Below are 12,448 nucleotides of genomic sequence, written 5' to 3' on the forward strand. Positions count from 1 at the left end.
GTAAGGTTTGGATTTTTAGCTACATATTAGCTCCCCTTAAAAAGGGGAGCTAAGAGAAGGGAAGGTGTAGCGGGATGAATTGGTATTAGTCAGTCTTAACTACTAACGAATGACTGTTTGCATCAACTGCGTGCCTTCCGGAAGTTTGCCAGTACGCAACCATTCATCCATTTCGGCTGGAACCTTAGCAAGTTTTAGCTGCTCTCGCAGTGCAGAACCTTCCAAAACTTCTTTCTGTAACAGGGTTTGCGCTGTTTCTTCCAGCAAGTCCCGATTTTTATCCAGAATTGCTAAGGCAATGTGGTGCGCTGCATCAATTGTTTCCTTTACCTCCCGATCGATTTCTTCAGCCACCTTAGGACTAATTGCACGACGGGGGTTGCTGTAACCTTCGATAAACTGTTGTTGTGTTTTCTCAAAAGCAACTGGCCCTAATTCATCGCTCATGCCGTAGAGAGTGACAGCACGTTCTGCCAAATCTGTTGCTTTCTGGATGTCGTCACTGGCACCTGTGGACACTTTACCAAAGATTATCTCTTCCGATGAGCGTCCACCTAAGAGAGTGGCAATGCGACCGCGAATTTCATCTTCCACCATCAAGAAGCGGTCTTCTTCCGGCATTTGCAGAGTGTAACCCAGCGCTCCCACGCCACGCGGCACGATGGAGATTTTCTCCACTTTACCTGCTCCTGGCATCATAGCGGCGATAATCGCGTGGCCAACTTCGTGATAGGCGACGGTCTTTTTCTCAATTTCATTGAGTACGCGCGATCGCTTCTCTAAACCAGCAACAACCCGCTCAATTGCTTCGTTGAAATCTGCCATCACTACAGCATCGCGGTTCTGACGTGCCGCCAGTAGTGCAGCTTCATTCGCTAAGTTAGCTAGATCGGCACCAGCAAAGCCGGGAGTACGAGCTGCAATTGTTACCAAATCGACATCAGGAGCTAATTTGATACCTCTGACGTGGACGTTCAAAATCGCTTCTCTACCAATCTTATCCGGTCGATCTACCAACACTTGTCGGTCAAAACGTCCGGGACGGCGTAACGCTGGATCAAGCACTTCTGGGCGGTTTGTGGCGGCGACGATAATCACGCCAGTATTGCCATCAAAACCATCCATTTCGGTGAGCAACTGGTTGAGGGTTTGTTCGCGCTCATCGTTGCCGCCGACAAAACCATTGGCACCGCCGCGAGATTTACCCAGTGCATCTAATTCGTCGATGAAGACGATACAGGGAGCTTGTTTTTTGGCTTGTTCAAATAAGTCGCGGACTCGTGCAGCACCTACGCCGACGAATAGCTCGATGAATTCGGAACCAGAGATACTGAAGAAAGGAACGCCAGCTTCGCCTGCGATCGCTTTCGCTAAAAGTGTCTTTCCCGTTCCCGGAGGGCCGACTAGCAGCACGCCTTTGGGAATTTTCGCTCCCAGTCGGGTGTACTTACCAGCGTTTTTCAGGAAATCTATTATTTCTAGCAGTTCCATTTTCGCTTCATCGACACCAGCAACGTCATTAAATTTGATGCCAGTGCTGCCTTCTGAGTAAATTCGCGCTTTACTTTTTCCTACCGTTAAGGCAGCGCCACCAGCACCACCACCCCGGTTCATCAACCAACCCCAAATACCAAAGAAAATTATCGGTGGAACAACCCAACTCAGTAGTGTTCCAATCCAGCCATTATTATTTGGTGCAGGTGCGGCAAAATCTACGTTATGTTCGCGCAGAATTTTCGGCAAATCTAAATCGAGTGCTACTGGCGTGGTGACAAATACTTGACTCGATGCAGATTCATTTGTATTTACATCGGTTTTGAGTGAATACTCAATCCGCTCGTTGCCAACAATCGCACGGTCAACTTTGCCACTTTGTACTTGATTGATAAAGTCGCTATAAGAAGCCTGCGGCAACCGAGGCCCAAAGCTAGGAATGATAAAGTTTAGCAGTACAAGGATTGTGAACAGAATCAGTAATCCGCCGCCAATCTGCCTCGGTCGGGAGGGTTTAAGCGATCTCTTGTTATTATTTTCAACAGGCATTGTAGATACGAACCTCTTAAATGTTTGCAAGAGAACAAGAGTAGCTTTCAGATTTCTACTTGCTGAAAGCTTTTTGCTGTCTTCGGGTGAGTAAGCTTTTAGAGCTTCGAGACTGATAATATGGTGAGGCTCTCTTAGCTATTGTAAAAAAGAGGATGCGTAAGCCTGGGTTCGGTGTCTACGCCTACAAGCATCCGTATAGCCGTACTTTAGTCTTTATATATTAAGTTGTATGACAACTCAGGCTGGATTTGTTCTCAAGGTGCTAATTCTCTCAGCTGTGCTGTCGATTTTGATTAAGTATGCTGGGCCTTATATTCCTATTCCAGCAACAGGAGCGATGTTTCTAGGGAACGATCCACTACAAGCGATCGCGCTTATAGTCGTCTTTCTCCCCACTCTCATCATGGCTTTTGCCCTCTGGCGGCGGGCATATCTTTATAAGGGGGCTGGGGATTAGGGACTAGGGACTAGGGACTAGGAACTAGGGGCTGGGGACTAGGTAAGACTTTTCCCCAATTCCCAATTCCCAATCCCCAATCCCCAATCCCCAATCCCCAATCCCCAATCCCCAATCCCCAATCCCTAGTCCCCAATCCAAAATTGGCATCCCTCCCGCGAAGCTAGGCGAAAGTTGCCGATATCGGCTAATCTAGCTGCATTGATCGGGAATTATAGCCTGAGATAGTCTTTGAGGCGTCACTTGTGAAACTAGGTCAGCTAATTGGCTTTTTTGCCATAGTCGTTTCTTTATATATCCTGTGGCAAATACGGGATTTGTTACTGCTACTGTTTGCTGCTATTGTGTTAGCGACTGCCTTGAATCGGCTATCGCTACGGCTGCAACGATCGGGAATGCAACATGGCTTAGCTGTGTTGTGTTCAATTGCTTTGTTACTAGCCCTGATTGTAGGATTTTTCTGGCTAATTGTGCCCCCGTTTGCAGTCCAGTTTGAAGAACTAACACAGCGGGTTCCCCAAGGATTTGAGCGCCTGAATAATTGGACTGATTACTGGAGAGATCGTGTTCCTACCCAGCTAGTTCCGTATCTACCGGATGTGGACAGCATCAGCCAACAAGTACAGCCTTTATTAAATCGGCTGTTAGGAGGCTCGGTCGCGTTTTTCTCTAGCTCTTTGGGCGTTATACTCAGGGTTTTGTTAGTGCTAGTTTTGACAGGGATGCTATTAGCAAATCCTCAAGCTTATCGCAAGGGATTTGTGCGGTTATTCCCCTCTTTTTATCGGCGGCGAGTGGATGGAATTTTGGATCAATGCGAAGTTGCATTGGGAAGGTGGCTTGGTGGCGCACTGATTAGCATGAGTGTAGTAGCGCTGATGAGTATGGTTGGGCTGTCAATTTTGCGTATACCTTCACCGTTGGCCCAAGGAATTTTGGCGGGGGTTTTGAACTTGATTCCCAATCTGGGCCCAACTATTAGTGTGATACCACCAATGGCGATCGCATTGTTGGAAGCTCCTTGGAAATCTGTCGCGGTGTTCGGTCTTTACTTTGCCATTCAGCAGATTGAAAGTAATTTTTTGACCCCTTACGTCATGGCTCAGCAGGTATCGCTACTGCCAGCTGTAACTTTACTTTCTCAAGTGTTTTTTGCCACCTTCTTTGGATTTTTGGGGTTATTTTTGGCGCTACCTTTAACCGTCGTTGGTCAAATTTGGGTAAAAGAAGTATTAATCAAAGATGTTCTCGATCAATGGCGTAGCGATCGCAAACAGGTTTTTGATGCCAAGGGTACAGATTTATCCGATGAAGCTGGTGAATTTGATCAAGAAACTGGAGTTTTGCCAGAAGCGAATCTACCAATCCATGACGAGCCGAATCTTGATGATGTGAGTGGCAAACATAAAAAGTAGCAATAAATAGCGATCGCTATCATCACCACTCCTCAATGAGAGAATAATATTGCTCTCTCAAATTGCACTCTTGGAATACGACAACACCTGTAAATATCTTGCCGAGAATTACCCAGCTGACTTTGCCAACTGGCTACTCAATGTTGATTCAGACATTGAGGTAATCAAAACTGAACTGGGTTTAGAACCGATTCGCGCTGATTCTGTCACCTTTCTGCAAGTCGCCAACCAAATCCTGCACCTAGAATTTCAAACCTTAGCGCAATCAACTCCTCCCCTCGACTTCCGGATGCTCGATTACTACACGCGGCTCAAGCGACAATATTGGTGTGAAATCGTGCAGGTGGTGATTTTCTTGCAAGCCACCACCTCAGAACTCGTCTTTAGACAGCAGTATGTAGACACAAGTACCAGACACCACTATCGCGTCATCCGTCTGTGGGAAGAAGATCCTGCCCCACTCCTGGCAAACCCTGCTCTCTTACCACTGGCAACCTTAGCTCGCAGCGACTCCCCCAGAGTTTTATTAGAGCAAGTTGCCGCTGGGGTCGCTACGATCGAGGGAAGCGCCGAGCGAAAGAATATCCTAGCTTGTGCAGGGGTTCTGGCTGGTTTGCGGTTTAAAAAAGATTTGATTCAACAACTATTGCGAGAGGAAATTATGCAGGAATCTGTTATCTATCAAGACATCCTCCAAAAGGGGGAGATGCGAGGTGAGCAACGAGGTCTGCAACGAGGTCTGCAACAAGGTCTGCAACGAGGCAGGGAAGAGGGCAGGCAGCAAGGAGAGGCGGCGTTAATTTTGCGGCTACTAACACTACGGTTTGGTGAAATTAATCCTCAACTGCAAGAACAGATTCGCGGTTTAGCTATCCCTCAGTTAGAAGAATTGGCGGAAGCGCTGTTGAATTTCTCCAGCCAAAGCGATTTAGTCAACTACTTGGCGACTCAGGAGCCATAATTTCAACAGCAGCACATAACGTGAACCGCTGAAAGGGGTCGCCCCAAAGGGCGTCGCAATAGAGGAAACTAAGGATGAGCAATCCCACCCTTCAACCTTCCCTATGCGAACTATCGCCGAAATTAACGACAAGATCAGCCGCCAATTGGCTGTTGTGTGGACAACAGAAGAATTAAAAGCACGGGTGGCAGAGGTGGGAGTCACCCAAGCCGCTAAGGAAGTGGATGTAATTACCACTGGCACCTTTGAGCCAATGGAGTCATCGGGGGCGATCATCAACCTGGGACACACTGATCCACCGATGAAAATTCGCCGTTGTTGGTTGGATGGAGTACCAGCCTACGCGGGATTTGGTGCCGTGGATCTGTATTTGGGTGCAACCGGGATGGTGGAATACGCCAGCACTGGTGAAGCACCAGATGGGGAAGAATCAAGAGAACGCGGTGGCGGCCATATCATAGAAGACTTGATTGCTGGTAAACCTGTGCAACTACGCGCCATCGGACAAGTTACAGATTGCTATCCGCGAGCGTCCTTTGAGACAACCATCACCCGCGACACGATTAACCAATTTTACTTATTTAATCCGCGCAATATATACCAAAATTTTATTGTAGGGGTGAATGGAGGCGATCGCCCTCTCTTCACTTACCTCGGCCCTTTGCAGCCCCGACTAGCAAATGCCGTCTATTCAAACGCTGGGGCAATTTCCCCCCTCCTCAACGATCCCGACCTGCAACTGATTGGTATCGGCACCCGGATTTTTTTAGGCGGCGGCATCGGTTACGTTTCCTGGGAAGGCACGCAGCACTTTCCTTTACAAAAGCGCTTACCAAATCGGACACCAATCGGCCCAGCAGCCACCCTTGCCTTGATGGGAGATGCTAAACAAATGAACCCCCGCTGGGTGCGCGGTTGCTACTTCAAAAATTACGGCCCTTCTGTAATGCTGGGTGTCGGCGTTCCCTTGCCAGTGTTGCACGAGCAAGTCGTCGCTAGTTGTGCAGTCCAAGACAAAGACATCGTAGCGCCAGTTGTCGATTTCTCGATTCCCCGGCGCGTCCGTCCCACCTTTGGCTTAGTGAGTTACGCCCAGTTAAAAACTGGACGGATCTCCATTGAAGGTAAACCCGTGCGGGTTGCCCCCCTTGCGTCTGTGTTTCTCTCGCGTCAAGTAGCGCTGGAGTTGAAGCAATGGATTGAGGCTGGGGAATTTACCCTCACTGAACCTGTTGCCCAGATTCCGATGGATCGGTCTTTTTTACCCCAAGACCGATGGGGTTCTCAAATTTCCTTGGAATAGTCATTAAAGACTAATTCTCGTTCCCAGTCTCAGGGTGGTTTCATACAATCAAAGAAAATATCGAAAATTGCGACATTTTGTAGGGGCATGGCAATGCCCCTACCGCCAGCCAAAATCAACGTTACAGAGTTTTCTTTTAATAAATGAAACCATCCTTCTTTCATCGTTCCCAGACTGGGACTGGGAACGAGGGTTGGTTCTTTTGCCTTTTTACTTTTTACTTTCTGGAGGCGGTGTTGAGCGTTTAACTGGCTTCGGCAGGGGTTCCCGGCGTTTGGGTTGCGGGGCTGCTGCTGCTGGTCTGTCTCCTGCGGGACGCATGGGACGCTCTCGATTGCCTGTTGGTCTTCTGCCTGGAGGACGACCCCCCCCACCTCGGAAGGGCTTCTTGCCCGGAATCTTCCTGGGAGGAAGACGACCAATATCTTTGCTCTCCTGAATCACCAAGTTGTTACCTTGCCGCTGCACTTGCACATCCATGAAGTGACCAACAGCTTTGTCTTGGACAATGCCCTTGAGTTTCAACTTGAAAAACTTGGGATTTTCCTCGTCCTTGCGGGGAGACTGCTTGATCTTGATGACGATGTCTTCTTCTTCTGGCGACTGATAAATCACCTCGCCGCGAATGGAAAAATAACCATCGTTGGCTACACTTTCGTCGCTTTGAGCATCCGTTTGAGCATCTGTTAGTTCGGTTGATTCTGCCTCAGACTCAGGCGGCGGTTGGTTCAGTCTTTCAGGCTCCCAGACACCCACAATTTGGACGTGCAAGTTGCCGTCTTCTTGTCGCATTCGGGGATAAACAACCCACAGGTGTTCTTGCTCTAAGTTCAGGTGATTTTTCACCAAACTCATAACTCGACCCAGTAGCACGGCATCGATGTCTGTTCCATCTGATGCCAGAAGCATTCCTCGCGTAAATTGCTCTTCGGAGGAGGTGTATTTACCCCGTACCAGGCCAATTGCCCGGTACTGCATTGGTTCGCTGGGCGGGGGAATTGGTCGCTGCCTTGTGGCAGCATCATCAGAGACAGGCACTTGTGTTGTTTCCGAATCGCTGTTCGGCATTGTATCGGCTGGTATTAGCGGATTGGGCGTTTGTGGTGGCTCTGGCTTGGGATCACCAGAAGACTCAGGTAAGTCGGAAAACCGATTCACAGAAGGACTCATATTACTCCTCGCGGCGGAGACACATCCCCTTAGGGGGAGTCAGTCAGCTCATTGTACTGAATGCAGAGATGCGACTGGTAGATCCGCAATGTTTTTGCACGAAACTAAGCAAAAACTCCTATAGAGTATCAAATTTAATACAATGCTGCCACTATTTTAGAGCTTGGAGGCGGTGAGGCAGCTTGTCGTAAGTGCAAAAGTGGAAAATCCGTTTGTGGTCGATAATGTCAATAGAGTTCAATGCAGTTGTGTGTCCAAAAAACGCGGTCGCTGGTTAATTAATTTGGTATTGGTGCTGGGTGTACTGGTGTTTGTAGGTGTGTCGATTATTCCGCTGGTAGGTATGGTTTTTGAGCAAAAGCCGCCTTCCACTGGAGCGACACCTGTAGCAAGCCAGACGAGCCAACCACCTGTCAATCAGTCGGAATTAGAAGCTCAGGCGAAAGGTTATGAATTGGTTTTGCAGAAGGAGCCTGAGAATCAAACGGCGTTGCGAGGGTTGTTGGAAACGCGGCTGAAACTGCGCGACGTTAAGGGCGCGATCGCACCCTTGGAAAAACTGGCGAAACTGAATCCCCAGCAGTCTGAGTACGCTGTTTTGCTCGCTCAAGCTAAACAAAAAACTGGCGATTCTGAAGGTTCGGCCCAAACTTATCGCTCGATTTTGACTTCTAAACCGGGAGATATTTATGCTCTGCAAGGTCTTGTAGGTCTTTTGCTCGAACAAAACCGTCCGGAGGCGGCGATAGGGCTGCTACAAGATACTTTGAAAACGGCAACAGATGTGAATCAAGTGCAGCCGGGTAGTGTGGATGTAACTTCGGTGCAGTTGGAGTTGGGTAAGGTTTATGTTGGGCAAAATCGTTTTCCGGAAGCGATCGCTATTTACGATGAGGCGATTAAGGGTAATAAACAGGATTTTCGCCCCATCGTAGCTAAGGCTTATGTGCTTCAACAACAAGGCAGAACTGCCGAAGCTAAGCCCTTATTCGACACTGCTATTGCTTTAGCACCAGCGGATGTCAAAGACCGAATTAAACAATTGGCTACCCAAACACCTACATCCACCAATTCTCCCGCCAACCCTCCCTCTAATGCTCCCAGCAGTGTGCCTACTATTCCACCACCTCAGCCTGACGAAACAAGAGACTAAAGAAAGTTAGGAGTCATGAGTTTTGCTAAGCCGGAGACTTTGAATCTCCGGATTTTTGAGTTGGCAAAAAGTTAGGATTTAGAAGCTGAAAACTAAAAGTTAGAGTTATTAACTCATAACTTATAAGTTTCTAAAATTGCCATCGCTCCAAAAACCAAAAACAAGCAGCCACCAATTCCTGTAATTATCCGTTCAGAAATTCGCCCTGCAATCATACGACCGCCTAAGACTGCGATCGCTGCACAAATACTATGCCCCAAAATCGCTCCAGCTGTGACACCCACCGCTGGATAGGATGCTGCCATCGCAATCGTAGCAATCTGTGTGCGATCGCCCCATTCCGCCACAAATGTCAACATAAAGGCTTCCATGACAATCGCCCACTGGCTTTTGTGTTTCGGCATTTTCAACTCAGCTTCTTTCACGGTGCTGAGTGCTTCTTCTGCTTCCGCACACTCTGCTTCCGCTGGCATTTGGGCAGCATCGTAAAGTAACTTCACCCCAAAACCCAAAAACAATGCAATTTCCGCAAACTTAACATAATTCTGGGGTAGTAAAGACGCTACTTGTCCAACTAAAACAGAAACTATCGTCATCACTGCCAAAGCCGCTACAACTCCAGTAAATACCAATCTTCGGGAGTGGCGCATTGCCAAAATCACAGCAATAAAAAAGGTTTTATCGCCTAATTCTGAAATGGTAATTAGTAATAAACCTGCGGTAAAAGCTGCCAGCATGGTCTCAAGATCCTCAGAATTTTCTACTTAAATTCCATCTGAGTGAGCTTGATAAGACTATAAAGACCTCACCAAGCTCACATCTTATGTGAACTTAGTGAAGGTCTCGCTCCCAAGGCGGGAAACTTTAGCTGGTGCCACTACGCGCCGTGTCAAGTTTCTCTTTTCTTGTCACCTGAACCAGGCTTATCGCCAGTATGTTGATTCAGATGGGCTAGCAAATTCTCTCGCTAGCAGCTACTCCCCTTCATTGTTAAGTAATTTTACCTCTATCTTAGACGAAAGGATAGTAGTGAAATTACCCAAATAAAATTTGGGAATGGGGAATGGGGAATGGAGATTGGGGACTATGTAAGACTTTTTCCTAATCCCCAATCCCTAATCCCTAATCCCTAATACTTCCGCTCTTTCGGCTCAAACATGGTAATCGTCACAGGTTTATACTGAAGGTCAATCCCGGCGGGGGAATAGTAAGCCATCGTGTGCTTGAGGAAATTGCTATCGTCTCGCTCTTGATAATCCTCCCGGAAGTGTGCGCCACGACTTTCCTGGCGGTTGAGAGCAGATGTGAGAATTATCTGACCGACAATTATCAGGCTGCGGAGTTCCATAGCTTCGATGACTTCAGTGTTCCAGAGTTTGCCTTTGTCATCCAGGTAGATATCTTGGGATTGAGAAAGGATTTCTTGCAACTTTGTCAAGCCCTCGCGCATCAATTCCTCGGTGCGGAAAACACCACAATACTTAGTCATGCAGTCTTGGAAGGATTCACGGACTTGGTTAATACGGTATTGCCCTGATTGATCCAGTAGCGCTTGGATTTTGCAGTGAGCTTCTAGCAAATAGGATTGCTCATCTAGATCCGGCAATTTGCGATTTTGGACAAATTGTGCTAGTGAAGCGCCTGTTTTTCGCCCGTAAACGATACACTCAAGCAGGGAATTGCTTCCCAGCCGATTTGCCCCGTGAACGGAGACGCAAGCGGCTTCCCCGGCGGCAAAGAAGGCATCAACTAAGGTGTCTGTGCCACTACGAACTTGACCGCTAGTATTGACGGGGATGCCGCCCATTGAGTAGTGAACGGTAGGGCGGACTGGCATCGGCTGATTTACGGCATCGATACTCAGTAGGCGATGAGCTTCTTCCCAAGCGAAGGGAACCCGATTCATAATTTTTTCTCGCCCCATGTGGCGCAAGTCGAGATAGACAAAAGGCCCACCTGCACTACCATCGGGATGAATGCCGCGTCCGGCGCTAATTTCCAGAGCGATCGCACGAGAAGTAATATCTCTAGGAGCCAGTTCCATGCGACTAGGGGCGTAATTCGCCATGAAGCGATCGCCCTCACTATTGATCAGATATGCCCCCTCACCCCGCACCGCCTCGGAAATTAGCACCCCCACCGGATACAATCCAGTCGGGTGAAACTGCACAAACTCCATATCTTCCAGAGGCACCCCAGCCAGGGCAGACATCGCCAAACCATCCCCTGTCGAAGCATAGTCATTTGAGGTCGTATTATAAACCCGACCATACCCGCCTGTGGCGAACATGACCGCCTTCGCTCGGACAACCTCAATTTGCCCATCTAGAAGGTGGTACATCACCACGCCCTTCGCCTGGGCATCTTCCAAAATCAACTGCATCACGTACCACTCATCATAGATACGGACACCGCAACGACGCAGGTTATTAACTAATTCGTGCAGAATTGCGTGACCAGTCTTATCTGCTGCGTAGCAAGTGCGATTGTGAGAATGTCCTCCAAAAGCTCTCTGGGCAACGCGACCATCTGGCAACCGGGAAAATAGCACTCCCATGTGTTCCAGGTCAATTACCACATCTGGAGCTTCGCGGGTAAGGATTGCCACCGCGTCCTGATCCGCCAAGTAGTCCGAACCCTTTACGGTATCAAAGGCATGAGCTTCCCAACTGTCTTCGGCATCTACATTTTTCAGGGTTGCCGCCATGCCACCTTGGGCGGCGACAGAGTGGGAACGAATCGGATGAGTTTTGGCAACGAGAGCTACACTCAAGCTGGGGTCGGTGCGGACAATCTCCAGGGCGGCACGACACCCCGCTAATCCACCTCCCACAATGATGACATCGTGTTCAAGCATCTTTGGTCTGATATCTGGAATTCCTATCTCTATGAGTAACGCAAATAAAAACTTCCCTACCAGAAAGCAGGGAAGTTTTTTTATAAATTAATCCGTTGTCCGTTGATAGCTGTCCACTAACCACTGACCACTACCATGTAAGCGTCTCAGGTAAGCCGGGGAGCCACGCGAAAAGCTTTACCCACTGACTACTGACCCAGGCGAGACGCCTGTGCTACGAATTGACTGTTCAGCTGGTTACTTCAGCAGGTTTTTGGTAGGGCAAACTTCCACCTACAGTCTCAGTTGAGTCTGCTGTATCCATAGCAGCAACCTCAATGTGGTTAAACAACGTAGTCACGAAGGCAAAGAGCAAGAAGGGCAGAGACAATACGAGGATAAGTCCCACGGTGGCTAGGGCGTAGATTTGACGAGTGCTACTCCACAGGGCAAGTGCCGAGGCTAAACTAATGAAAATCACAATCAACCAAATGATGATTTGACCGTAGATATCGCCAAAAGAGAGGGTACAGACGAAGCGATACTTTTGCATTTTATCCATGACGTTTTCCTCGCAACATTCCTTTAAATTTCTAGGTTAAAGTTCGGACTGGGTAATGACCAATTTCTAAATCTTTTTCAAAGAGTTGCAACACGACTTTACAATTCTGCGCGATCGCAAGTTTGGTCTAGGCGGCTTTTGGGTGATACGCATCCTTCTTTTGGCTGAAAAAATTGCGTTACTGAAATTTGAAGCCGTCCCTAGGAAAATCTTTTTTAAAAAAAATACCAGTAACGCATATTTGTATGGTAGGCGAGACACCTGCCCTACGCGCAACTTCCTGCACAAAGTCAAAGGTAATGCACCTTATGGGTATTGTATAAATTACCAATCTTTTAAATTTAGCTCCGTATAATTACGTAAAAACATTGTCAAGAGTTGATAACTTTGGGAGTAATTCCAGTTGCGATCGCTCTGTTGCTCATACCGCAGGCTAGAACGGTATCCACCCACTTCAATAGGGCTTTGGCTGCATTGAGGCTCGTCTAGGTAATCGAAATACTTTACACAAACATCATAATTTCCTCAGCAAAATAACTTTTATT

11 protein-coding genes are annotated in these 12,448 nt (G+C 48.0%); 5 read left to right on the forward strand and 6 right to left on the reverse strand.

Going from position 1 to position 12,448, the window contains the following annotated elements:
* Positions 1–102: 102 nt before the first annotated feature.
* Positions 103–2,043 carry an ATP-dependent zinc metalloprotease FtsH gene (gene ftsH / locus H6F63_RS03640; RefSeq protein ID WP_190634973.1) on the reverse strand — a complete coding sequence of 647 codons (1,941 nt, stop codon included), beginning with the start codon at positions 2,041–2,043 and terminating at the stop codon, positions 103–105.
* A 232-nt stretch (positions 2,044–2,275) separates the two neighbouring features.
* Between ftsH and H6F63_RS03645 the strand changes: the two genes are divergently transcribed.
* Positions 2,276–2,503 carry a hypothetical protein gene (locus H6F63_RS03645; protein ID WP_190634974.1) on the forward strand — a complete coding sequence of 76 codons (228 nt, stop codon included), beginning with the start codon at positions 2,276–2,278 and terminating at the stop codon, positions 2,501–2,503.
* A gap of 24 nt (positions 2,504–2,527) precedes the next feature.
* On the opposite strand, the gene H6F63_RS30375 is transcribed toward H6F63_RS03645, so the two are convergent.
* Positions 2,528–2,653, reverse strand: coding sequence for a hypothetical protein (locus tag H6F63_RS30375; RefSeq protein WP_277876334.1), 126 nt, complete (start codon positions 2,651–2,653; stop codon positions 2,528–2,530).
* A gap of 95 nt (positions 2,654–2,748) precedes the next feature.
* Here H6F63_RS30375 and H6F63_RS03650 point away from each other — a divergent pair, with 95 nt between their 5' ends.
* The 3 genes from H6F63_RS03650 (at position 2,749) to H6F63_RS03660 (ending at position 6,182) form a co-directional block, all read left to right on the forward strand.
* Positions 2,749–3,918, forward strand: a complete 1,170-nt coding sequence (locus tag H6F63_RS03650; RefSeq protein ID WP_190634976.1) for an AI-2E family transporter — start codon at positions 2,749–2,751, stop codon at positions 3,916–3,918.
* Positions 3,919–3,988: 70 nt separating this feature from the next.
* Positions 3,989–4,879, forward strand: a complete 891-nt coding sequence (locus H6F63_RS03655) for a DUF4351 domain-containing protein (protein ID WP_190635034.1) — start codon at positions 3,989–3,991, stop codon at positions 4,877–4,879.
* 103 nt (positions 4,880–4,982) lie between these two features.
* The gene (locus tag H6F63_RS03660) at positions 4,983–6,182 is read left to right on the forward strand and encodes a homocysteine biosynthesis protein (RefSeq protein WP_190420948.1); all 1,200 of its coding nucleotides are present in this window, start codon (positions 4,983–4,985) and stop codon (positions 6,180–6,182) included.
* Between the two features lie 210 nt (positions 6,183–6,392).
* Here the strand turns inward: H6F63_RS03660 and H6F63_RS03665 are convergent, their stop codons facing one another.
* The gene (locus H6F63_RS03665) at positions 6,393–7,352 is read right to left on the reverse strand and encodes a hypothetical protein (RefSeq protein WP_190634978.1); all 960 of its coding nucleotides are present in this window, start codon (positions 7,350–7,352) and stop codon (positions 6,393–6,395) included.
* A 250-nt stretch (positions 7,353–7,602) separates the two neighbouring features.
* Between H6F63_RS03665 and H6F63_RS03670 the strand changes: the two genes are divergently transcribed.
* Positions 7,603–8,505 carry a tetratricopeptide repeat protein gene (locus tag H6F63_RS03670; protein WP_190634980.1) on the forward strand — a complete coding sequence of 301 codons (903 nt, stop codon included), beginning with the start codon at positions 7,603–7,605 and terminating at the stop codon, positions 8,503–8,505.
* A 113-nt stretch (positions 8,506–8,618) separates the two neighbouring features.
* Here the strand turns inward: H6F63_RS03670 and H6F63_RS03675 are convergent, their stop codons facing one another.
* The 3 genes from H6F63_RS03675 to H6F63_RS03685 form a co-directional block, all read right to left on the reverse strand.
* Entirely contained in the window at positions 8,619–9,242 is a 624-nt protein-coding gene (locus tag H6F63_RS03675) for a TMEM165/GDT1 family protein (RefSeq protein WP_190634982.1), read from the reverse strand.
* Between the two features lie 392 nt (positions 9,243–9,634).
* Positions 9,635–11,362: a succinate dehydrogenase/fumarate reductase flavoprotein subunit gene (locus H6F63_RS03680; protein ID WP_190634984.1), complete on the reverse strand. Its 1,728-nt coding sequence runs from the start codon at positions 11,360–11,362 to the stop codon at positions 9,635–9,637.
* A 229-nt stretch (positions 11,363–11,591) separates the two neighbouring features.
* The gene (locus tag H6F63_RS03685; protein ID WP_190634986.1) at positions 11,592–11,903 is read right to left on the reverse strand and encodes a hypothetical protein; all 312 of its coding nucleotides are present in this window, start codon (positions 11,901–11,903) and stop codon (positions 11,592–11,594) included.
* Between the last annotated feature and the right edge of the window lie 545 nt (positions 11,904–12,448).

This window comes from Trichocoleus sp. FACHB-40, from assembly GCF_014695915.1.
GTDB lineage: Bacteria > Cyanobacteriota > Cyanobacteriia > Cyanobacteriales > FACHB-T130 > Funiculus > Funiculus sociatus.

What these genes read in the sequence shown, in the direction of transcription:
- H6F63_RS03645 (WP_190634974.1), top strand. Translation starts at nt 2,276, where the DNA reads ATGACAACTCAGGCTGGATTTGTTCTCAAGGTGCTAATTCTCTCAGCT.
- H6F63_RS30375 (WP_277876334.1), bottom strand. Translation starts at nt 2,653, where the DNA reads ATGCCAATTTTGGATTGGGGACTAGGGATTGGGGATTGGGGATTGGGG.
- H6F63_RS03665 (WP_190634978.1), bottom strand. Translation starts at nt 7,352, where the DNA reads ATGAGTCCTTCTGTGAATCGGTTTTCCGACTTACCTGAGTCTTCTGGT.
- H6F63_RS03685 (WP_190634986.1), bottom strand. Translation starts at nt 11,903, where the DNA reads ATGGATAAAATGCAAAAGTATCGCTTCGTCTGTACCCTCTCTTTTGGC.
- ftsH (WP_190634973.1), bottom strand. Translation starts at nt 2,043, where the DNA reads ATGCCTGTTGAAAATAATAACAAGAGATCGCTTAAACCCTCCCGACCG.
- H6F63_RS03660 (WP_190420948.1), top strand. Translation starts at nt 4,983, where the DNA reads ATGCGAACTATCGCCGAAATTAACGACAAGATCAGCCGCCAATTGGCT.
- H6F63_RS03680 (WP_190634984.1), bottom strand. Translation starts at nt 11,362, where the DNA reads ATGCTTGAACACGATGTCATCATTGTGGGAGGTGGATTAGCGGGGTGT.
- H6F63_RS03675 (WP_190634982.1), bottom strand. Translation starts at nt 9,242, where the DNA reads ATGCTGGCAGCTTTTACCGCAGGTTTATTACTAATTACCATTTCAGAA.